This window comes from Pseudoxanthomonas sp. JC1303, from assembly GCF_058448525.1.
On the sequence record NZ_CP185958.1, the window covers coordinates 3208619 to 3230001 of the forward strand.

Sequence of the window (21383 nt, forward strand, 5' to 3'; positions counted from 1 at the left end):
GCCGCGCTAGAAGATCACATCCACTCGCATCGGCGCCTCATCCGCGCGCACCTTGCCTACCGGCGACGCGGGCGCGGTGTGCACGAGGACGGCGGGTCGGGCGACCAGCGGGCTGCAGTGGACCTGGAGTGACGCGGTGTTGCCCGCGTGCTGGATGGTGCATGCATCCACCACGCGCAGGGACACGCCCAGGTTCGTCTGGGCCTGGCCCTCGCTGGCCCAGGCCGCTGGCGCGGCAAGCGCCAGCGACAGCACGGGTATCCACGGGCTGCATCGCGAAAACGGGAGCGTGACGCGTAGACGCATGTTGATAGGACAGCCGGTTAACACAACCGGCTCAGGATAGTCTGGGCGTTGTGCAGCTCCCCTTAACGTCCGACCGCCCAAGTCACTCCAAATCGGTCTGGACCATCGCCGCGGTGGGCACGGTCAACGCCTGGGCCTGATCGATCAGGGCAATAAATTCGCCGCGCAGGCCATCCGGGTCCTTGCCGCGTGCCGCGTTGGCACTCGCCCGCACCTGCTCCCAATTCCAGCCGTCCAGGCCGCTGCCTCCGCGCAACAGGTTGGCATAGCCGGCCACCGCGCTGGCGAAGCGCAGGGCATCACTGGGGTGCGTGGTGGCCGAGGTGGCCAGGATCGGGGTGTCGATCAGCGTGCTCTGCGTGGCCTCGGGCAGCTTGTAGCGCAGGCGCAGGTCGGCGATCTCATGCGCGTCGCCCGCGGGCGCTGGCGCGGGGCCGTAGCGCAACGCCGGCAGGCGCGGGGCCTTCGAGGCGACCGGGGTCAGCTCGTAAAGCGCGGTGACCTCGTGGCCAACGCCGATATCGCCGGCATCGACGCGGTCGTTGGCGAAATCCTCGCGTCGCAGCAGGCGGTTCTCGTAGCCGATCAGGCGGTACTCGGCGACCGCGGCCGGGTTGAACTCGACCTGGATCTTCACATCGCGGGCGATGGTCAGCAGCGTGCCCTGCATCTGCTGCACCAGCACCTTGCGGGCCTCCTTCTCCGAATCGATGTAGGCGTGCTGGCCATCGCCGACATCGGCCAGGCGTTCGGCCAGTGCGTCGTTGTAATTGCCCTGGCCGAAACCCAGGGTGCTCAACGCCACGCCGGACTTGCGCGCATCACCGACCAGCGTCTCCAGCGCGCGCTGGTCGACGGTGCCGACGTTGAAGTCGCCATCGGTGGCCAGCAGGACCCGATTGCTGCCACCGGGGACGAAGCCCTGCCGCGCCATCGCATAGGCCAGGCGGATGCCGTCGCCGCCGTTGGTGCTGCCGCCGGCCTCCAGCCGATCCAGCGCGGCCAGGATCGTGTCGTGCTGGTTGCCCGGCGTTGGCGGTAGCACCAGCCCGGCCGAGCCGGCGTAGACCACGATCGACACCCGGTCCTGCGCGCGCAACTGCGGCACCAGCAGTGCCAGCGAGCGCTTGAGCAGCGGCAGCTTGTCCGGCGCCTCCATCGACCCGGAGGTATCGATCAGGAACACTAGGTTGGACGGCGGCAGGTCCCGTTTGGGCAACTCGTAGCCCTTGATGCCGATCATCAGCACCTGGCGTTGGGCATTCCATGGCGCGGGCGCCAGTTCGGTGGTGACCTTGAACGGCGTGTGGCGGCTGGCGGGCGCGGGCAGGTGGTAGTCGAAGTAATTGATGAATTCCTCGGTGCGCACCGCGTCGGCCGGCGGCCGCTGGCCCTGCTGGACCATGCGCCGCACGTTGCTGTAGCTGCCGGTATCGACGTCGATGGAGAAGGTCGAGACCGGCTGCTCGGCGGTCCGCTGGACCGGGTTGTCGTCGTGGCGCGCATAGCGCTCGGTATTGATCGGGGGCGGCGCGGGGGCGGGCATCAGCATTTCGTACATCGCCATGGGGGCGGCGCGCTGCAGTGCTGGCGCAGGCGGGGCGGGTGGCGCCACGGGCGCGGTCAGCTGGAAGGCCTGGTCGCGTTGAGCCGGGTAAGTGGCGAGCTTGGCGGCTTCGGCCGCTGGAATATCGTTGCGGGCGGAGGGCGACAGGGGCGCGGAGGAGCAAGCCACCAACGTGGCGGCGGTCAGCAGGGACAGACAGGTGCGAGGCGTGCGGAGCATGTCGGTGGCTTCCTGGGATGGACAGACCTGCAAACGCGCGGGCAGCCGCAACGGGGTTTGCACCGGTGCCTCGTGTGCGGCCCAGGCCAGCTCAACCGCGGCGAAACGGGCGCAAGGCCGGTGTGCGCGTTGGCCGCAACCTGGCGCTAGGCTGCGCCACCTTTTCCTTCCGTCAGGAACCGCGATGCGTATCCGCCCCTGGGCCCGCTGGACGCTGCTGGTCCTGTTGCTGAGCCTTGCCGCCGGTGCGGCCGTGGCCGCGCATCTGCGCCGTGACCACCTGGGCAAGCCGTTCGGCATGGCGCTGACCTTCCAGCCGGCCGGCACGCCGCGTGGCGTGGTGGTGATGATGGCCGAACGTGTGCGCTCGCACGGAACGGCCGCGCAGCTGGCGCAGTCGCTGGCCGATCGTGGTCTGTTGGTGGCGCTGGTGCCGGCCCGCCAAGTGCTGACGCACCTCGATCCGCAGCACTGCGCGCTGGTCGCCAACGATGTCGAGCGCGTGGGCCGGCGTCTGATGCGTCAGAGCGGTGCGGATGCCTACTTCGCCCCGATGCTGGTCGGCGCAGATGCGCAGGGCAGTGCGTTGGCGCGACTGGCGGTGGCCAATGCGCTGCCGCAGACCGTGGCTGGCGCGGTGTTGAACGGGCCCGCATCGGCGGCGCCTGCGGGTTGCGCGGTAGCGCCGTCTTCGGCCGAGCAGGGCTTCGTGCTGGAACGGGTCGGGGAGCAGTCGGTGGCCGATACGGTGGTGGCGCACCTGCCGCGGCCGCAGCCGGCGTTTCGCGGCCTGCCCCTGATCGAGCTGCCGGCGGCCGGCAGCCATCGCCTGGCGATCTTCATGTCCGGCGATGGTGGCTGGCGCAGTCTGGACAAGGGCGTGTGCAACGGGTTGCGCGCGCAGGGGGTTTCGGTGGTGGGTTGGGACAGCCTGCGCTACTTCTGGTCGCGGCGGACACCCGATCAGACCGCTGCCGACCTGGCCGCGGTGATCGATGAATACCGCCAGCGCTGGCATGCAGACGAAGTGGAATTGATCGGCTACTCGTTTGGCGCCGACGCCATGCCCTTCCTCTACAACCGCCTGCCACCGGCCACCCGCGCCAGCGTGCGCTCGATTTCGCTGCTGGGCCTGGGGCATGCGGCGTCGTTCCGTGTGTCGGTGGGCGACTGGCTGGGCACGCCGTCCTCCGACGATGTGCCGGTCGCGCCGGAGCTGGCGAAAGTGCCGCCCGGCGAGCTGTTGTGCGTGTATGGCGAGCATGAGAGGGACACCCTGTGCCCGACGCTGGCCGCGCAAGGCATTCGCGTTGCCAAGACCCGCGGTGGCCATCATTTCGACCATAACATCCCGGCGATGGTCGAGCGCCTGCGCGCCAACTTCTCGCGCAATGACAGCGCGGGCCGACCGCCATCGGGGTGAGGTGCGGGCGCGTCCGGCGTTCTGCCGCGCTGATGACATCACCACATGCCTGCACCTGGTCGATGGCCTCGGGCCGGGCGACGTTGCGCGCTTGGGGCACGCGCGTGCGTGGGTGCTTGCGGGAGTGAAAGTGAAACGTGGCGGCTGAAAGGCCGGCCGTGGCAAGACGCCGGCCCTGATCGGTCAGTCCCGCGGCGGCAGGACCTGCACGGTGAGCTGGCCGTCGGTCAGGCGCGCGTTCAACCGGTCGCCGGCGGCGACCTGTGTGGTCGAACGCACCAGCGTGCCGTCGTCCTTGGTCACCAGCGCGTAGCCGCGCGCCACGGTCGCCAGCGGGCTGACCGCTTCGAGCGAACGCACCAGCCCACCCAGCCGCAGCGTGTCGCGCTGCAGCTGGCGGGCGATGGCGGCTCGCGGACGCGGTTGCAACGCGGCCAGGCGTTCGGCCAATGCGGCCAGGCGGCGCTGCGGCGAATGCGCACGCAGCACGCTGTCGGCGTGGCGCAGCCGTGCCTGGCGGCGATCCAACTGCACCTGCCACTGCGCCTGCAGATGGCGCAAGGCTTCGGCGTGACGTCGGCGCATCAGCTGCAGACGCGCTTGGGGACCCTGCGCCTGCAGGCGCAGCCACGCGCGATCCACGCGTTGGTGCACGCGGTCCATGCGATGCGCATGCAGGGTGTGCAGACGCCGTCCCAGGCCGCGCAGGCGCGTGCCCAGGTCGGCGACCGAGGGCACCAGCAGTTCGGCCGCAGCCGATGGCGTGGGCGCGCGCAGATCGGCGGCGAAGTCGCACAGGGTGAAGTCGGTCTGGTGGCCCACGGCCGAGACCACCGGCACGGCGCAGTCGGCCACTGCGCGAACCAGCGCCTCGTCGTTGAACGCCCACAGGTCCTCGATGGAGCCGCCGCCGCGGGTCACCAGGACCGCGTCGTAGCGGCCGCTGTTACCGGCTGCGCGCACCAGCGCTGCGATCTGCGCGGCGGCGGTGGCGCCCTGCACCTGAGTGGGCAGCACGTCGACCTCCAGCAGCGGAAAGCGCCGGCCCAGCACGCTGATCACATCGCGCACCGCCGCACCGCTAGGCGAGGTGATCACCGCCAGCCGGCGCGGGAAGGCCGGCAGCGGCCGCTTGCGTTCCGGATCGAACAAGCCCTCGGCCTGCAGCCTTGCCTTGAGCTGCTCGAAGGCCCGGCGTAGTGCGCCTTCACCGGCTTCCTCCATGTGATCCAGCACCAGCTGATACTCGCCGCGTGCCTCGTACAGCGTCACCCGTCCGCGCGCCAGCACGCGCAGGCCTTCGCGCGGGACGAACTTCAGCCAGCTGCTCTTGGGCTTGAACATCGCGCAGCGCACCTGCGCCCGCGCGTCCTTCAGGGTGAAATACAGGTGCCCGGAGGCGGGACGGGTGACATTGCCCAGCTCGGCCTCGACCCAGATCGCCGGAAAGCTGCCTTCCAGCAGGTCGCGGGCCAGGGTATTGAGCTGGGACGGGGTGAGGACATCGCGGGCGGGCAGGTCGTTCATCAGCGCGCCAGTGTAGCGGCGCGCAGGTGTGGGAGCCGCCATGGCGGCGAGAGGCCTTCATGGTCAGGCGCCATCGCCGCCGTGGCGGCTCCCACACCTGCCAGGGGCTAAAATGTTTCCCATGAACGCCATTCCAACCCAATCGCCCGCCTCCGAATCCACGCCCGTGACCGCCGGTGCCCAACCCCGCCGTCACACCCACGGTGTGCAGGTGGGCAAGGTCCGGCTGGGGGGCGGGGCGCCGGTGGTGGTGCAGTCCATGACCAATACGGACACGGCCGACGTGACCGGCACCGTCAAGCAGGTCGCCGATCTGTGGCGCGCGGGGTCGGAAATGGTCCGGGTCACGGTCAACAATCCCGAGTCGGCCGCCGCGGTGCCGCGCATCGTCGACAAGCTGGCGATGATGGGCATCGAGGTCCCGATCATCGGCGACTTCCACTACAACGGCCACCAGTTGCTCGCCAACGAGCCGGCGTGCGCGCAGGCCCTGGCCAAGTACCGCATCAATCCGGGCAATGTCGGCTTTGGCAAGAAGCGCGACACCCAGTTCGCCCAGCTGATCGAGTTCGCGATCCAGTACGACAAGCCGGTGCGCATCGGCGCCAACTGGGGTTCGCTGGACCAGTCGCTGGCCGCCGCGCTGATGGACGAGAACGCCCAGCGCGCCCAGCCGTGGGAGGCCACCGCGGTGCTGCGCGAGGCCCTGATCCGTTCGGCGCTGGATTCGGCGCATCGGGCGGTGGAGATCGGTTTGCCGGCCGATCGCATCGTGCTCTCGGCCAAGGTCTCCGGGGTTCAGGAGCTGATCGCGGTCTATCGCGACCTGGCGCGCCGCAGTCAGTTCGCCCTGCATCTGGGCCTGACCGAGGCCGGCATCGGCTCCAAGGGCATCGTGGCGTCCTCGGCGGCGCTGGCGGTGTTGCTGCAGGAAGGCATCGGCGACACCATCCGCATCTCGCTGACCCCCGAGCCCGGCGCCTCGCGCACGCAGGAGGTCATCGTCGCCCAGGAACTGCTGCAGACCACTGGCCTGCGCGCCTTCACCCCGATGGTCACCGCCTGCCCCGGCTGCGGGCGCACCACCTCGGAGTTCTTCCAGGAGCTGGCCAAGGTCGTGCAGGAGCATGTGCGCGGCAAGATGCCCGAATGGAAGATCACCCGCCCCGGCGCCGAGCACATGACCCTGGCGGTGATGGGCTGCGTGGTCAATGGCCCGGGCGAGTCGCGCCACGCCAACATCGGTATCTCGCTGCCGGGCACGGGTGAGGCCCCGTCGGCACCGGTGTTCGTCGATGGCGAAAAAACCGTCACCCTGCGTGGCGAGAACATCGCCCATGAATTCGTCGCGCTGATCGACCAATACGTCGACACGCACTACGCGCGTAGTGCTGGTTAAGGTCTTCGCCGAAGGGGTGCGGCTCATCGGCCACACCCTGCGCCGCATCGGCTGGCGCATGGGGCTGCTGTTCGTGGCCATCGGCCTGCCGATGTGGGGCTTCGCCGAACTGGGCGAAGAGGTCCACGAATCGGAGAGTTTCGTCTTCGACACGCCCTTGCTGCTGCACGCCCAGGCCGCGTCCGGGCCGTGGCTGGACCAGGCATTCCTCAAGATCACCTGGGCCGGCTACCAGGGCGTGATCGTCTTCAACAGCGTGCTGCTCATCGTGCTGCTGGCGCTGCGTCGTTGGCGCGAGGCGACCTTCGTCGGCGTGGCCGTGGTCGGTTCGGCGCTGCTCAACCTGGCGACCAAGCAGGCCTTCGGCCGCGCCCGGCCCACGCTATGGGAGTCGATCTCGCCGGAAGACACCTTCAGCTTTCCCAGCGGGCACGCGATGGGCTCGATGACCCTGGTCACCGTGCTGGTGCTGCTGACCTGGGGCACGCGCGGACGCTGGCCGGTCTTGACCATCACCGCGCTGTTCGCGCTGTTGGTCGGGCTCTCGCGGATCTACCTGGGCGTGCATTACCCCTCGGACATCCTGGGCGGCTGGACCGCCGCGATCGCCTGGACGGTGGGCGTGTATGCGGCCGTGTTCCGTGGTCACCGGCGGCCGTGGAAGACGCCGGAGACCCCGCAGTCGGATTGATCCGGGCCTAGGCGGCCAGCGCGTGCAGCGCCGCGGCGCGTGCATGCAGGGTGGTGGTGTCGAACAGCGGCACATCCGCGTCGGTCTGGTCCACCAGCAGCGAGATCTCGGTGCAACCCAGGATGATGCCCTGCGCACCGGCCGCGGCCAGCCGGGCCATGACCTGGCGGTAGGTTGCGCGCGCGTCGTCGCGGATCACGCCCTGACAGAGTTCGTCGTAGATGATCCGGTGGACTTGTCCGCGGTCTTCTTCTTCAGGCACCAGGACCTCGAAGCCGCGCGCCTGCAGCCGCGCGCGGTAGAAGTCCTGCTCCATGGTGAAGCGCGTCCCCAGCAGGCCCACGCGGGCGATGCCGGCAGCGGCCAGTGCATCGGCAGTGGCGTCGGCGATGTGCAGCAGCGGCAAGGGCGTGGCGCCGGTGATCGCGTCGGCGACCTTGTGCATGGTGTTGGTGCACAACACGATGAAGTCCGCGCCGCCGGCGTGCAGCGCGCGTGCGGCCTCAGCCATCGCCTCGCCGGCCGCGTCCCAGTCGCCGGCATGCTGCAAGGCCTCGATCTGGTGGAAATCCACGCTGTGCAGCAGCACCCGTGCCGAGTGCAGCCCGCCCAGGGTGTCGCGGACGGTTTCGTTGACGAGGCGGTAGTAGGGCAGGGTGGATTCCCAGCTCATGCCGCCGATCATGCCGATGGTCTTCATGGCGCCATTGTGCCGCAGCTGCTTCCCTTTCTCGCCTACCAACTCGAACTGGCGCCGCCGCCGCCCGAGCTGCCGCCGCCGGACGAGGATGACGATGAAGAAGATGAGGACGACGATGCCTGGCTGGCGTAGTAGGCCGGCGTGTAGGCGTAGTCCCCGGCCTCTAGCCACGCCCCCAGGAGCCTGCCGGCGCCGGTCAGCGCCGGCCGCCGCAGTCGCCTGGCGATCGTCCGCAGCATGCCGGTCATGGGCTGCGCCACGGGTGGTGTGCGATCAGCCGCGTGAAGTGGTCGAAGATCGCCGGGTCCAACTTGCGCTCGCGCTCCTGCTGCAGGATATGCATGACCTGGGCATGCGCACGTGGCCGCTGATACGGGCGCGCCGAGATCATCGCGTCGTAGCTGTCGGCCACGCGCACGATGCGGGCCAGCAGCGGGATGGCTTCGCCGGCCAGTTGGTCCGGGTAGCCACTGCCGTCCCAGGCTTCGTGATGGCCGCGGATGATCGCGGCGATGCATGCCGCGTCCTGACGCTCGGTCGACAGGAAGATCCGTGCGCCGCGTTCGCAGTGCTCGGACATCAGCGCGCGTTCCCCGGCATCCAGCACGCCGGGCTTGAGCAGGACGCGGTCCGGGATGCCGATCTTGCCGATGTCGTGGAAGCGCGCGGCCAGTGCCAGCTGCTTCAGCTCCGCGGAGGTCAGGCCGCAGGCCTGGCCCAACGCGAGGCTGAGCTGCCCGACCCGGTCGCTGTGGTCATGGGTGCCCAGGTCACGTTCGGCCAGGGCCATCGAGAGTGCGTCGAGTGAACCTTGCAAGAGAGGTGACACCCAGGGTCGAGTGGGATTATTCGCCGGGCTTGGCGCCTTCGGATGGGGCATGGGTCGCCGCGCGCCTTGCCAGCACCGCCTCGCGGTGGGCGATGTAGGCGGTGGAGGCCAGGATAATGCCCGCGCCGACGGCCGTGGCCAGGTCCAGGGTCTCGCCGAACAGCCACCAGCCCAGCACGATCACCACCGGCAGCTGCATGAAGCTGATCGGCTGCAAGGCCGAGACCTCGCCCAGCCTGAGCGCGCGCGTCCACAGCAGCTGGCCGCCGGTGCCGAAGATGCCGCAGCCCACCAGCCACAGCCAGGTCATACCCTGCGGCCAGTGCCACTGGAACAGCGCCGGCACCAGCGACATCGGCACCCAGAACAGGTAGGTGTAGAACACCACCGTGTCCGGCGCATCGATGCGCGAGAGCTGCTTGATCTGGATGGCCACGATGGCGCTGATCACCGCGGCGGCCACGGCCACCAGCAGGCCGGGGCTGAAGGCCTCCGACCACGGGCGCACGATCACCAGTACGCCGGTGAAGCCGGCGGCCACGGCCATCCAGCGGCGCACGTGAACCCTCTCGCGCAGCCAGAACACCGCGGCGATGGTCACGAACAGCGGCGTGGAATAGGACAGCGAGACCGCCTGGGACAACGGCAAGTGGCCGATCGACCAGAACCCGCACAGCATCGAGCACAGCCCGATCACGGTGCGGACCAGGTAGCGCGGCAGGTGCGCGGTACGCGGCAGCGGCTTGCCCGGGCGCAGGATCACCGGCAGCAGCGCCAGCAGGCCGAAGGCATTGCGGAAGAAGGCGATCTCGGTGGTCTCCACCGTGGCCGAGGCCAGGCGGATGCTGATGGCCATCAGGCCGAAGGACAGCGTGCTGGCCAGCATCAGCAGGGCCGCGCGCAGCGGCGCGGCTTGGACCGGCGCCATCACCAGGTCTGTCCCACGATGCGCGGTTCCGGCTCGATGTCCACCCCGAAGCGCGCATGCACCGAGGCGGCGATGTCCCGTGCCAGCGCCAGCAGCTGCGCGCCGCTGGCCTGACCGTAGTTGACCAGCACCAGGGCGTGGTCGGGAGAAACGCCGGCATCGCCCTGGCGATGGCCCTTCCAGCCGGCCTGCTCGATCAGCCAGGCGGCCGAAAGCTTGCGCGTGTCGGCGGCATCCCCGTTAAACACCGGCAGGCCCGGGTGCTTGGCTTGCAGTCGCTCGGCGATGGACGCCGGCACGATCGGATTCTTGAAGAAGCTCCCTGCGTTGCCCATTAGTGCCGGGTCGGGCAGCTTGCGGCGGCGGATGTGGATGACCGCTTCGGCCACCTCGCGTGCGGTGGGGTTGGCGATCTCCATGTCGGCCAGCTCGGCGCGCAGGCCGGCGTAGTCCAGCTGCAGATGCGCAGTGCGGCTCAGGGTGTAGGTCACCGCGGTGATGATCCAGCGCCCGGGCTGGCGCTTGAACACACTGTCGCGATAGCCGAAGGCGCATTCGGCGCGCGAGAGCCGACAGAAGTCGCTGGCGCGGGTGTCCCAGGCCTCCACGCTGTCGATGCGCTCGCCGACCTCCACGCCATAGGCGCCGATGTTCTGGATCGGGCTGGCGCCGACGGTGCCGGGAATCAGGGCCAGGTTCTCCAGCCCGCACAGGCCGTGCTCCAGCGTCCACAGCACCAGCATGTGCCAGTCCAGGCCGGCTTCGGCGCGGACCAGGACCTGGTCGGCGTCTTCCTGGACGATGGCGACCTGGCGCGCGGTGAAGGCCAGGGCCACCCCGTCCAGGTCGCCGGCCAGCAGCAGGTTGCTGCCCGCGCCGATCGGCAGCAGCGGCTGCTCGCTCAGCTCTGGCAGGGCCAGTGCGGCGGGCAGGGCGGGTAGCTGAGCGACCTCCAGCAGCCAGCGCGCCTGCGCATCAATGCCAAGGGTGTTGCGGGAGCGGAGCGGGGCGTGTTCGGTCAGACGCCAGGGGGCGCTCATACCGGGGCCACCGGGCCGCCGCTGGGATGCTCGCGGCGGCGGCGGATGGCTTCCACGCAGTCGTGCACCAGGGCCGGGCCGCGGTACACCAGGCCGGTGTAGAGCTGGGTCAGGGCGGCGCCGGCGGAGACCTTGGCGACCGCATCGGCACCGGACGTGATGCCGCCCACGCCGATCAGCGGGATGGTGTCGGGCAGCCGCGCGCGCATGCGGCGCAGGACCAGCGTGGCCTGGCCCATCAGGGGGGCGCCGGACAGGCCGCCGGCCTGCGCGGCGTGCGGATGGGTGTGGATCAGGTTGCGGGCCACGGTGGTGTTGGTGGCGATCACCCCATCCACCGACAGATCGGCCAGGACCCGGCAGACCGCGTCGATGTCGGCGTCGGACAGGTCCGGGGCGACCTTGACCAGCATCGGCACGCGCTTGCCGTGCTGGGCGCCCAGGCGCTCCTGGGCCTCGCGCAGGGTGCCGATCAGCTGGCGCAGGGCCTGTTCTTCCTGCAGCTCGCGCAGGCCGGCGGTGTTGGGCGAGGAGATGTTGACGGTGATGTAGTCGGCCAGCGGATACACCCGTTCCAGGCAGAACAGGTAGTCGTCGGCGGCCGATTCGTTGGGCGTGTCCTTGTTCTTGCCGATGTTGATGCCCAGCAGCCCGCCCTGGCGGCGCGCACGCTGCACGTTGGCGATCAGCGCGTCCACCCCGCCATTGTTGAAGCCCAGGCGGTTGATCACCGCCCGCTGCTGCGGCAGGCGGAACATCCGCGGCTTGGGATTGCCCGGCTGCGGGCGCGGGGTCACCGTGCCGACCTCGACGAAGCCGAAACCCAGCGCCAGCAGCGCATCGATGTGCGCGCCGTTCTTGTCCAGTCCGGCGGCCAGGCCGACCGGGTTGGGGAACGCCAGGCCAAAGGCCTTGGTCACCAGCGGCGCGGGCCGCCGCGCCAGCAGCGCGGAGGTGCCGGTGCGGTAGGCGGCCTCGATGGCGCGCAGCCCGGCGCCGTGCGCACGCTCGGCATCCAGGGCGAACAGGAAGGGGCGGGCGAGTCCGTACATGGGTCAGGAGTTGAAGATGGCCAGCGCGGCGACGCCGCCGAAGAACAGCAGGAAGATCGCCAGCGCGGCCACGCCCAGGGCGATGGACAGCCAGCCCAGCACCAGCCCGGCCACCGCCAGGCCGTCGCCTTCCAGCAGGCCGGCGCTGCGCCGGATCTCGGCGCGGGCCATGTGACCGGTAATGACCGCGACGATGGCGCCGATGACCGGGATCAGGGTCCAGCCCAGGATGCCGAAGACCAGCGAGACCACGGCCAGGCTGCTGGTGGAGCGGACGGGGGTATTCATCGGGGGATCCTCAGGAAGCGTTGGCAAGCGTACCGGCAAACACGCGCGTGTCGTAGTCGAAGGACACCGCGCCATCGACCGCGGTGGCATCGAACAGCGCGCGCAGCGCTGCCAGCATCGGCGCATGCCGGGGATGATCCGACTGCGGGGCATAGGAGGAGGACAGCAGTCGTCCGCGCAGCGCATCGAAGTCCAGCCGCTGGCCGTGGTCGAAGCGCGCGCTGCCGCGCAGGCCCTCGCCGAACCAGGCGGCCATCGACGCATCGTCGTTGTAGCGCTCGGCCACGCTGGTGTAGTCCAGGCCGTAGTCCAGCAGCAGCCGCTCGTAGCCTTCCAGGAACGGCGTACCGGTCAGCCGGCGCGAGTTCCAGAAGATGACCGCCAGTCCGCCGGGTTGCAGGATGCGCGACCACTCTGCCTTGACGGCGTCGTGGTCGAACCAGTGGAAGGCCTGCGCGGCGGTGACCAGACCGACGCTGGCATCGGCCAGCGTAGTGGCTTCGGCGGTGCCGGCCACTGCCGAAAAGCGTTCCTCGCCGCCCAGCCACTCCACAGCGGCCGCGCGCATTGCGGCGTTGGGTTCGACGGCGGTCACCGGATGGCCGCCATCCAGGAACAGCTTGCTGGAGATGCCGGTGCCGGCTCCGATATCGGCGACCGGCGCATCGGCCGCTACGCGCAGTTCGCCGTGCAGCCAGTCCAGCAGTGCCGCTGGATAGTCCGGCCGGTAGCGCACGTAATCGGCCACGCGGGTGGTGAAGCGTTCGGTGGAATCGAGCGTCACGGGGATCCTGGCAGTGCTCAGTCGGGGGAAACATCGCCTGCCCGCCAGCGGGCAGCGATGGACGGCAACCAGCGCGCGGTGCGCGGGACAGCACCGGGATTTTAACAGCCCGGCGTCCAGGTGCCGGTCGCGCAAATGCAAGCCCGGCGTCAGTGCGTCGTCGTCCGCAGAGACGACAACGGCGCCGGGATGCGGCGCCGTTGCGATGCAGGGTTTGGCCCTGGGAGGCCGGCCCTGCGGTTTACAGATCGAACTTGATGCCCTGGGCCAGCGGCAGCGAATCGGAGTAGTTGATCGTGTTGGTCTGGCGGCGCATGTAGGCCTTCCACGCGTCAGAGCCGGATTCGCGTCCGCCGCCGGTGTCCTTCTCGCCGCCGAACGCACCGCCGATCTCCGCACCGGAGGTGCCGATGTTGACGTTGGCGATGCCGCAGTCGCTTCCGGCGGCGGACAGGAACTTCTCGGCGGACTTGAGGTTGTTGGTGAAGATCGCCGAGGACAGGCCCTGCGGCACGCCGTTCTGCATGTCCAGCGCCTCGTCCAGCGTCTCGTAGGGCATCACGTACAGGATCGGGGCGAAGGTCTCGTGCTGGACGATGGCGTCGGTGTTCTTCAGGCCGGAGATGATCGTCGGCAGCACGAAGTTGCCTTCGCGTGGCAGTGCCATGCCCCCGGTCTCCACGGTGCCACCGGCGGCCTTGGCTGCTTCCACGGACTTCAGGAACGCATCGACCGCGTCCTTGCTGTTGAGCGGGCCCATCAGGTTGGCCGCGTCCAGCGGGTCGCCGATCTTGCCTTCGACCTGCTTGTAGGCCTTGACCAGGGTGGACAGCACGGTGTCGTAGATCGAGGTGTGCACGATCAGGCGGCGGGTGGTGGTGCAACGCTGGCCGGCGGTGCCGACCGCGCCGAACACGATGCCTGGCACGGCCAGCTTCAGGTCGGCGGTCTCATCCAGGATGATGGCGTTGTTGCCGCCCAGCTCCAGCAGGCTGCGGCCCATGCGGCGGGCCACGCGCTCACCGACGATGCGGCCGACCTGTGTCGAGCCGGTGAAGCTGATCAGCGGCACGCGGGTGTCGTCGACCAACTGCTGGGACAGTTCGATGCCGGCATCGTTGACCAGGAAGAACAGGTCCGGGAAGCCGGCGTCCTTGAGCGCGGCGTTGCAGATCTTCTGCGTGGCCAGCGCGGTCAGCGGGGTCTTGTTGGACGGCTTCCAGATGCAGATGTCGCCGCAGATGGCGGCCAGGAAGGCGTTCCACGCCCACACCGCGACCGGGAAGTTGAACGCGCTGATGATGCCGACCAGGCCGATCGGGTGGTACTGCTCGTACATCCGGTGGCCGGGGCGCTCGGAATGCATGGTGTAGCCGTAGAGCATACGGCTCTGGCCCACGGCGAAGTCGGCGATGTCGATCATCTCCTGCACCTCGCCATCGCCCTCGGGCTTGGACTTGCCCATTTCCAGGGCGACCAGCGAGCCGAGTAGATCCTTGTTGGCGCGCAGCGCCTCGCCGCACAGGCGCACGGCTTCGCCGCGGCGCGGCGCCGGGGTGGTGCGCCAGGTCTTGAAGGCGGCCTGGGCGCGTTCGATCACCGTGTCGTAGTCGGACTTGCCGGTGGCATGGACCGTGGCGATGACGGCGTTGGTGGTCGGGTTGACCGATTCCAGCACGCCGGCGTCGGTCGTGGTCGACCATTCCCCCTGGCCGAGGTAGGTGCCGGAATTGGTCGGGCCAAGGCCCAGGGCCTTGAGCAGGTCAGATGACATGGAGACTCCGTGTTTGATGCGAAAGAAGTGGCCGCACGTGGGGGGACGCGGCGCGGCCGGTGATTTTAACAGGGCGCGCCGGCCGCCTCCCGCGCGCTGGTTCGTATGCAGGCCCTGGCGCCGCGGCGTGTCCCATCGGCGGACGAGCGCTTACGGGGCGGGGCGTGGCACCGGCTGGCCGGGACGCCAGCCCTGCTGGGCCAGTGCATCCAGCAGGGCGACCACGCGTTCGCGGGCCGCGAGCTCGTGCACGGGCAGGACCAGCAGGTCGCCATCGCGCGCCCACATCAGGGGTGCAAGCGCGGCGTCGACCTCGTTCAGGTGCAGGGCGATGGCCGAGGGCGCGATGCCGTCGGCCAGCAGCTGCGCGCGCATGATGCCGGCCACCTCGCCGCTGGCACGGCCCCGTTCGTAGCCGGCGATGTCCTTGAGCACCACCAGTTCGGGTCGGTAGGCCGCGGCGGTCGCGGCGACCGCGCGCAGGTCGGCGTCCTCGCGGTTGCCGGCATGGCCCAGCACTACGGCCAGGCGCCCTTCGCGCTCGCCGGCGCCTACGGCGTCGAGCAATCCATGCAGGCCGTCGGGGTTGTGCGCATAGTCCAGATAGACCTGGGTCCGGCCGAAGGTCCAGTGCTGCAGGCGGCCCGGATTGTCGTGCGGATCGTTGCCGAAGTGCATCAAGGTCACCGCGATGGCGTCCGGGCGGATGCCCAGCGCGGCCGCGGCCAGGGCCGCCGAGGCCAGGTTGTCCAGGTTGTAGCCGGCGCGGTCGCCCAGGCTCAGGGGCATGTCGGCCGTGGCGCCCAGGTCGTGGTCGACGCCGGCCAGCGACAGCCACAGATGTCCGTCGCGCAGCCCGCAGGCCGGCTGGCCCCGCGCGCGCTGGGCACGCAGCAACGGGTGCTCGAAATCCTGCGAGTGCCACGCCAGCGGACAGGACAAGGCCTCGGCCTGAGCGCGCAGCCGTGGGTCGTCGGCGTTGAGCACCAGCCGCCCGCCGGCGCCGATCCCCCGGGCCACGGTCAGCTTCACCGCGGCCAGGTCGTCCAATCCGTGGATGCCGTACTCGCCGAAGTGGTCGGTCGCCACGTTGGTCACCACCGCCACGCTGGCCCGGCAGGTGGCCAGGCCGCGGCGCAGCAGGCCGCCGCGCGCGGTTTCCAGCACGGCGGCCTGGGCACCTGCCTGGCGCAGGGCCATGCGTGCGCCGGTGGGGCCGGAGAAGTCGCCGGTATCCAGCGCATGGCCTTCGATGAACACCCCATCGGTGCAGCTGTAGGCGCAGCGCCAGCCGTGCGCGGCGCACAGGGCGGCCAGCAGGCGCACGGTGGTGGTCTTGCCGTTGGATCCGGTGACCAGTGCGGTCGGGATGTCGTGCAGGCGCGCCCATGGCACTTCGGCCGGCGTCGGCAGCTCATCCAGGAACCAGCTGCGGCTGCCGCGACCGCTGCCCAGGGTCAATTCGTCGTCGTCCAGGAGGAAGGCCAGCGCGCGCGCATCGGCCTCGGCCTTGAGCGCCACCAGGGCCGGCATGGCCTCGGCGGCGGCTGCCGCGCGCAGGCTTGGCAGGGCGGCGGTGATGTCCCAGGTGGCGGGATGTCCCGGCGCGTGGAAGGGGATGGCCGCGCAGCCGGAGGCCTGCCACCAGGCCCACTCGTTGAGAACGGTGGCGGTGTGCAGCTGGTCCAGCGGTGCAGCGAAGGCCAGGGTTACGCCGCTAGCGTGGCGGCGCACGTGCAGTGCATCGTCCGGCCAGCCCAGCGCACGGCGCATCTGCCGCACCAGGGCGCGCCAGCGGCGCGGCGCGGCGTCGTCCAGGGGGAGCCCCGGCGCGGATTCCAGCGCGGTGCCGGGGCCGGCGAAATACACGTTGCAGCCGGTGAGTCGGCGCGATTCGTGGAACGGAAGCCCGGACATGCTCACCCATCCGCCCCGGGCGGTCGCGCGAACACCAGCCCGCGTGCATCGCGGACCACGCCGTCGGGCAGGGCTTCCGGCTCCAGGCCAACGTCGAGCATGGGGTCACGGCCGACCGCAGCGGTGTGGTGCGCCCCGGGCGCGCCGGCCGGGCGGAACTTGGTGATCTGCTTCCAGGTGCGCGCCAGCGCATCGGCGAACACCACGACCAGGTCGCCGGTGCGGCCCAGGCGCAGGGCCGCGTCCACCGCCTGTTGCTCGTCGGGGATGACCTCGATGGCCGAGGCGGGCACGCCGGCCTCGCGCAATGCCTCGGCCAGGATGCGCGGCACCTCTTCCGGTCCGCGCCCGCGCAGCGCGTCGTCGCGGCGCACGATGTAATGATCGAAGCGCCCCGCCACCGCGCGGGCGATCTCCACCAGGTCCGCGTCGCGGCGGTCACCCGGTCCGGTGAGGACCACGATGCGCCGCCCGCTCACGTCCATGCGCCCGGCCAGATCGGCGATCGCGCTGGCCGCGTGCGCATTGTGGGCGTAGTCCATCAACACCTTGAACGGGTGCTCGGAGAACAGGTTCATCCGCCCCGGCGCCTGGAAGAAGGTCGTGTCGAAGGTGCGCAGCCCCTGGCGGATGGCATCCAGCTTCAATCCCAGCGCGTGGGCCAGGGACGCGGCGAACATGGCGTTGGACACGTTGTGCGTGGCCCGGCCTTCCAGCGTGGCCGGGATCAGGTGAGTCCACATCAGCGGGATGTGCCGACCGCCGTCGTAGAGGGTGATCATCTGGCCGTTGACGCCGGCCTCCAGCGCGCAGGCGCGGCCGCCGGCGCGGATGTGCGCGCGGACCAGCGCGTGCGAGGGATTGGTGGTGACGTAGCAGACCGCGCGCGCATCGGTGTGGGCGGACATGCGGATCACGTTGGGGTCATCGGCGTTGAGCACGGCGCAGTCGCGGGCCACCTCCACCACGATGCGCTTGAGCTGCGCCAGCTGGGGCAGGGTGTCGATGCCTTGCCGCCCCAGGTGGTCGGATGCCACGTTGAGCACGGCGCCGACATTGACCTCCGGCACGGCCAGGCCGGCGCGCAGCAGGCCGCCGCGCGCGGTCTCCAGGATGGCGATGTCGATCTGCGGATCGCCGAGCACCATGCGCGCGGCGACCGGGCCGGTCATGTCGCCTTCCACGGTGCGTCGCCCGTCGATGTAGACCCCGTCGGTGGTGGTCATGCCCGGCGTGCGTCCGGCCATCTTGGCGATGTGCGCCAGCATGCGCGCGGTGGTGGTCTTGCCGTTGGTGCCGGTGATCGCCGCGATCGGCACGCGCGCCGGGCTGCCGGGCGGAAACAGCATGTCCAGCACCGGCCCGCCCACGTCGCGCGGCTGCCCTTCGCTGGGCGCCACGTGCATGCGCAGGCCCGGGGCGGCATTGACCTCGCAGATCGCCCCGCCCACCTTGGTGTAGCTCTCACCGATGTCCGGGCTGATGAAGTCCACGCCGGCCACGTCCAGGCCAATCGCACTGACCGCGCGCACGGCCATGTCGCGGTTGTCCGGATGGATCAGATCGGTCACGTCGGTGGCGGTGCCGCCGGTGGACAGGTTGGCGGTCGAACGCAGATAGACCACCTCGCCGGCGGCGGGCACGGTGAAGTGGTGGTAGCCCAGGCGCTCGAGCATCAGGTCGGCCTGGTCGTCCAGCTCCAGCTGGGTGAGCACCTTCTCGTGGCCGATGCCGCGGCGCGGGTCGGCGTTGACCCGGTCCACCAGCTCGGCGATATCGGCCACGCCGTCGCCGACCACGTGGCCGGGCGTGCGCCGGGTGGCGGCGATCAGTTCGCCATTGACCACCAGCAGGCGATGGTCGTCGCCGGCGATGAAGGTCTCCACGATCACCGAGCGCGAATGCAGGCGCGCGGCCTCGAAGCCGGCGATGACCTGTTCCGGCGTGTGCAGGTCGATGCTGATCCCGCGGCCGTGGTTGCCGTTGTAGGGCTTGGTCACTACCGCGCCGCCAAGTTGGCGTGCCGCGCGCACCGCCCCCTGCGCGTTGGTGACCAGCACCTGCCGCGGGACCGGCAGGCCGAGGCCGGCGAGCAGGGTGTTGGTTTCTTCCTTGTCGCTGGCCAGCTGGACGGCGATGTGCGAGGTGCGGCCGGTGATCGTGGCCTGGATGCGCTGCTGGTAGCGCCCGTGGCCGAACTGGATCAGCGACTGGGCGTTGAGCCGCAGCCAGGGGATGCCGCGCACTTCGGCGGCCTTGACCAGGGCAGCGGTCGACGGGCCGAACGCGCGCCGCTGGGCGTAACGGATGAAGTCGATCCGCGCGGTGTCCCACTGCCAGTCAGCGGCGACCGCCTCGCTGCCGCGCAGCGCCTCGGGGACCTGCCAGGCCAGCAACTTCAGCGCCAGCGCAGCGGCCGCCAGGCCCTCCTCACGCTGCGCGTAGGCGTAGATCACTTCGTGCAGGGGGGGCGAAGGGCCCGCGATGGCACGGCTGCGGAAGAAGGTTACGTCTTCGCCCGCGATCCGCTGCAGTTCGACGGCCGCCGCCGCCAGGATCTCGCCTAGCCCGACGCCGTCACCGGCACGCATGCGACTGGCCAGATCGCCGCGCTCATCGCCGCCATGGCCGTGTGCGCCAAGACCGGGCAGCGCGGCCAGCACGCCCGTGACGAATTCCTCGCCCAGGCGCGCGCTCGACCAGTCCGCCAGCGCCTCCAGGTCCACCACCAGCCGGATGACCGGAAAGTGTGCATACAGCGACGGGCCGACGTAGACCGCGCGTTCCAGGATGCGCATGGCCTAGATTCCGTCAACGCGACAGAGCGGGGACACGGCAAGTCCAAGGAGCGCGAATGGCCGCGCGCGGTGCCGCGTCGTCATTGGGCTGCTTATCAACATCAGCGCTCTCCTTGTTGCTTGCCCCGCACCTGCCCAGGCGCGGCGTGGTGTCTCGCAATTGCGTCAACCGGCGTTGGCTCACGTTCGTTCCGCCAGCAGCGCACCGGGCGATGCCGTGCGCGTGGCCAGGTCGAAGGTCGCTCCGGCGATGAGCACGTGCAGGGTCAGGCCGAGCATGCACACCGGATCGCGTCCGCCGGCATCGGCCATGGACGAAAACCCCAGCTCGCCCGCATCGACCACCGTGACCGAGCCCGAGCCCTCGACCTCCAGCGTGTTGTCCGGGCCGATGAAGGCGGCGGTGTCCTCGTCCAGGCCGATGCCGACGGCGAACGGGTTGTAGGCCAGCGCCGCCAGCAGCCGGCCCAGGCGGTCGCGCTGGCGGAAATGCTGGTCGATCAGGAAACGGTTGGTCAGCCCCAGCCCTGGGGCCAGGTGCACGCTGTCTGCGCGCGGGCACGCCCCCTCGCTGCCGTAGGCGATCATGTGCTCGGACAGGATCGCCGCCCCGGCGCTGCTCCCGCCCACGGTGATCCCGGCGGCGTTGCGCGCCCGGATCAGCTGCGCGGCCGGCGTGCCGCCCAGCACGGAGGACAGCCGCAGCTGGTTGCCGCCGGTGAAGAAGATCGCGCTGGCCCGCTCGATGCGTGCCAGGCGCTCGGGATCATGCCCGTCGTGGCGGGTCTGGAAATCCACGACCTCCACCCGCTGCGCGCCCAGTTCCCCGAACAGCTGCGCGTAGCGCGATCCCGCATCACGCAGCTGGCTGGCGGTGGGAATGACCAGGATCTCGGCGCGCGGGCCGCCGGCCAGCGCCACGAAGCGCGCCAGGATGCGCGGGTCGCCGTCCTTGTTCTCGGCACCGCCGATGGGGACGATCCAGCCGCGTTCGTCGCCTTGGGCAACCTTGCTCGGACACATGACGGCGCTGCGGCTCCTGTCGTGGAAGAGGTCTTGGCGCGCGGCATCTGCCGCGCTGCGGGCGCCGGCCTGCAAGGAACCGACACCCCGGGTTCTCCCCCAATCGGCCAGACGATCATGGGCGATCCCCAGGCCAGCCGAAACGTTAGCACGCACGCGCTAAGGCGATGTGGGCAGCGGCTTCGTGCTGCCGTGCGCCCGGCGCATGCGGCTACAATGGCGCGGCCGGCCCCGTAGCTCAGCTGGATAGAGCGTCCCCCTCCTAAGGGGAAGGTCAGTGGTTCGAATCCACTCGGGGTCACCAACTGCGACTGCGTCGCGGTGATGGCCGCCGGTTGTATGGCTGTGCATCAACCTGGGCTGCGGGTCAATTCAGTCGAATCGAGGCTTGAGCGTGCCACCTCCTCTCACAATCGATCAGCTGCGCACCCGCGCCGCAACGGGTGAGGCGTTTTCGTATCTCTGCTTCTGGGGGCATCGTCCACGTCCCGATGGCGCGCCATCGAATGCCTGCTTCAGTCAGTGGTACGAAGCCTCATTTGAGCTGGATGGCATCAGGTATCCCACTGCCGAGCACTACATGATGGCGGAGAAGGCAAGATTGTTCGGGGATCTCGCCGCACTCGCGCGCGTGCTGGCATCACGAAGTCCTGGCGCAGCCAAGGCGCATGGCCGCGAGGTCGTGGGCTTCGACGAAGCCACTTGGTCACGACACAGGTTCGACATCGTCGTCCAGGGCAACCTGGCGAAGTTCGGTCAGGATGAGCGCCTGGCCGGGTTCCTCTGCAGTACGGAAGGCAGGGTGCTGGTCGAAGCGAGTCCGATGGATTCGATCTGGGGAATTGGCCTGGCTGCAGACGCACCTGGCATACAAGACCCTGCTGCCTGGGAAGGCCTCAAGCTCCTGGGGTTTGCGCTGATGGCAGTGCGCGAGCACCTCTTTTGTCGATAGCTCGACATCCTCGGCCTTCCATTGAAGGGCGCCTTGGGCACGCTTCACCGTCCTTGGCGTCGCGTCTGCGAAGTTGCGCGTGAAACGATATTGACAAGTGCAGAGGCGCTTGTTCCACAGTGCTTGACAGGGCTTTCACGCATGGGGTTCCATAGCCGCCCATGAC

At 69.8% G+C, this 21383-nt stretch carries 19 protein-coding genes and 1 tRNA gene; 6 read left to right on the top strand and 14 right to left on the bottom strand.

Annotated features, from left to right (window positions below; all coding sequences use genetic code 11):
• Nucleotides 1-6: 6 nt before the first annotated feature.
• Nucleotides 7-255 carry a hypothetical protein gene (locus tag ACORQU_RS14415; RefSeq protein ID WP_491641789.1) on the bottom strand — a complete coding sequence of 83 codons (249 nt, stop codon included), beginning with the start codon at nt 253-255 and terminating at the stop codon, nt 7-9.
• Nucleotides 256-388: 133 nt separating this feature from the next.
• Nucleotides 389-2092 carry a vWA domain-containing protein gene (locus tag ACORQU_RS14420; protein WP_491641791.1) on the bottom strand — a complete coding sequence of 568 codons (1704 nt, stop codon included), beginning with the start codon at nt 2090-2092 and terminating at the stop codon, nt 389-391.
• Nucleotides 2093-2276: 184 nt separating this feature from the next.
• Here ACORQU_RS14420 and ACORQU_RS14425 point away from each other — a divergent pair, with 184 nt between their 5' ends.
• On the top strand, nt 2277-3515 hold the full coding sequence (locus tag ACORQU_RS14425) for an AcvB/VirJ family lysyl-phosphatidylglycerol hydrolase (protein ID WP_491641792.1): 1239 nt from the start codon (nt 2277-2279) through the stop codon (nt 3513-3515).
• 183 nt (nt 3516-3698) lie between these two features.
• Here the strand turns inward: ACORQU_RS14425 and xseA are convergent, their stop codons facing one another.
• Nucleotides 3699-5042 (bottom strand): exodeoxyribonuclease VII large subunit, encoded by a 1344-nt coding sequence (xseA, locus tag ACORQU_RS14430; protein ID WP_491641794.1) that lies wholly within the window; start codon nt 5040-5042, stop codon nt 3699-3701.
• 121 nt (nt 5043-5163) lie between these two features.
• Between xseA and ispG the strand changes: the two genes are divergently transcribed.
• Together ispG and ACORQU_RS14440 are read left to right on the top strand one after the other, a co-directional pair.
• The gene (gene ispG / locus ACORQU_RS14435; protein WP_491641795.1) at nt 5164-6441 is read left to right on the top strand and encodes a flavodoxin-dependent (E)-4-hydroxy-3-methylbut-2-enyl-diphosphate synthase; all 1278 of its coding nucleotides are present in this window, start codon (nt 5164-5166) and stop codon (nt 6439-6441) included.
• Nucleotides 6434-7132 (top strand): phosphatase PAP2 family protein, encoded by a 699-nt coding sequence (locus ACORQU_RS14440; RefSeq protein WP_491645137.1) that lies wholly within the window; start codon nt 6434-6436, stop codon nt 7130-7132. Before ispG ends, ACORQU_RS14440 begins: the two co-directional genes overlap by 8 nt.
• Nucleotides 7133-7139: 7 nt before the next feature.
• Here the strand turns inward: ACORQU_RS14440 and ACORQU_RS14445 are convergent, their stop codons facing one another.
• Nucleotides 7140-7832, bottom strand: a complete 693-nt coding sequence (locus ACORQU_RS14445) for an aspartate/glutamate racemase family protein (RefSeq protein WP_271646559.1) — start codon at nt 7830-7832, stop codon at nt 7140-7142.
• Nucleotides 7833-7841: 9 nt separating this feature from the next.
• Between ACORQU_RS14445 and ACORQU_RS14450 the strand changes: the two genes are divergently transcribed.
• Complete coding sequence (locus ACORQU_RS14450) at nt 7842-7964, top strand: hypothetical protein (RefSeq protein WP_491641797.1); 123 nt, start codon at nt 7842-7844, stop codon at nt 7962-7964.
• Between the two features lie 112 nt (nt 7965-8076).
• On the opposite strand, the gene ACORQU_RS14455 is transcribed toward ACORQU_RS14450, so the two are convergent.
• From ACORQU_RS14455 to ACORQU_RS14500, 10 genes are all read right to left on the bottom strand, one after another.
• Nucleotides 8077-8649 carry an HD-GYP domain-containing protein gene (locus ACORQU_RS14455; RefSeq protein WP_333909495.1) on the bottom strand — a complete coding sequence of 191 codons (573 nt, stop codon included), beginning with the start codon at nt 8647-8649 and terminating at the stop codon, nt 8077-8079.
• Nucleotides 8650-8677: 28 nt separating this feature from the next.
• Nucleotides 8678-9589, bottom strand: a complete 912-nt coding sequence (locus ACORQU_RS14460) for a DMT family transporter (protein ID WP_491641798.1) — start codon at nt 9587-9589, stop codon at nt 8678-8680.
• Entirely contained in the window at nt 9589-10629 is a 1041-nt protein-coding gene (gene murB, locus ACORQU_RS14465) for a UDP-N-acetylmuramate dehydrogenase (RefSeq protein WP_491641799.1), read from the bottom strand. Before murB ends, ACORQU_RS14460 begins: the two co-directional genes overlap by 1 nt.
• The gene (locus ACORQU_RS14470) at nt 10626-11681 is read right to left on the bottom strand and encodes a quinone-dependent dihydroorotate dehydrogenase (RefSeq protein ID WP_491641800.1); all 1056 of its coding nucleotides are present in this window, start codon (nt 11679-11681) and stop codon (nt 10626-10628) included. The genes murB and ACORQU_RS14470 overlap by 4 nt, the downstream gene beginning before the upstream one ends.
• 3 nt (nt 11682-11684) lie before the next feature.
• Nucleotides 11685-11969 (bottom strand): DUF4190 domain-containing protein, encoded by a 285-nt coding sequence (locus ACORQU_RS14475; protein WP_491641801.1) that lies wholly within the window; start codon nt 11967-11969, stop codon nt 11685-11687.
• A gap of 10 nt (nt 11970-11979) precedes the next feature.
• Entirely contained in the window at nt 11980-12753 is a 774-nt protein-coding gene (locus tag ACORQU_RS14480; protein WP_491641802.1) for a class I SAM-dependent methyltransferase, read from the bottom strand.
• A 241-nt stretch (nt 12754-12994) separates the two neighbouring features.
• The gene (amaB, locus tag ACORQU_RS14485) at nt 12995-14527 is read right to left on the bottom strand and encodes an L-piperidine-6-carboxylate dehydrogenase (RefSeq protein ID WP_271646552.1); all 1533 of its coding nucleotides are present in this window, start codon (nt 14525-14527) and stop codon (nt 12995-12997) included.
• A gap of 150 nt (nt 14528-14677) precedes the next feature.
• On the bottom strand, nt 14678-16444 hold the full coding sequence (locus ACORQU_RS14490; RefSeq protein WP_491641803.1) for a Mur ligase family protein: 1767 nt from the start codon (nt 16442-16444) through the stop codon (nt 14678-14680).
• Nucleotides 16445-16446: 2 nt separating this feature from the next.
• Nucleotides 16447-19242: a cyanophycin synthetase gene (gene cphA, locus ACORQU_RS14495; RefSeq protein WP_491641804.1), complete on the bottom strand. Its 2796-nt coding sequence runs from the start codon at nt 19240-19242 to the stop codon at nt 16447-16449.
• A 180-nt stretch (nt 19243-19422) separates the two neighbouring features.
• A complete protein-coding gene (locus ACORQU_RS14500; protein ID WP_491641805.1) occupies nt 19423-20265 on the bottom strand; it encodes a cyanophycinase in 843 nt (280 codons plus the stop codon).
• A gap of 227 nt (nt 20266-20492) precedes the next feature.
• Between ACORQU_RS14500 and ACORQU_RS14505 the strand changes: the two genes are divergently transcribed.
• Both ACORQU_RS14505 and ybiA read left to right on the top strand, forming a co-directional pair.
• Nucleotides 20493-20569, top strand: a tRNA-Arg gene (locus ACORQU_RS14505).
• 90 nt (nt 20570-20659) lie between these two features.
• Complete coding sequence (gene ybiA, locus ACORQU_RS14510; protein ID WP_491645138.1) at nt 20660-21217, top strand: riboflavin biosynthesis intermediates N-glycosidase; 558 nt, start codon at nt 20660-20662, stop codon at nt 21215-21217.
• Nucleotides 21218-21383: the final 166 nt, after the last annotated feature.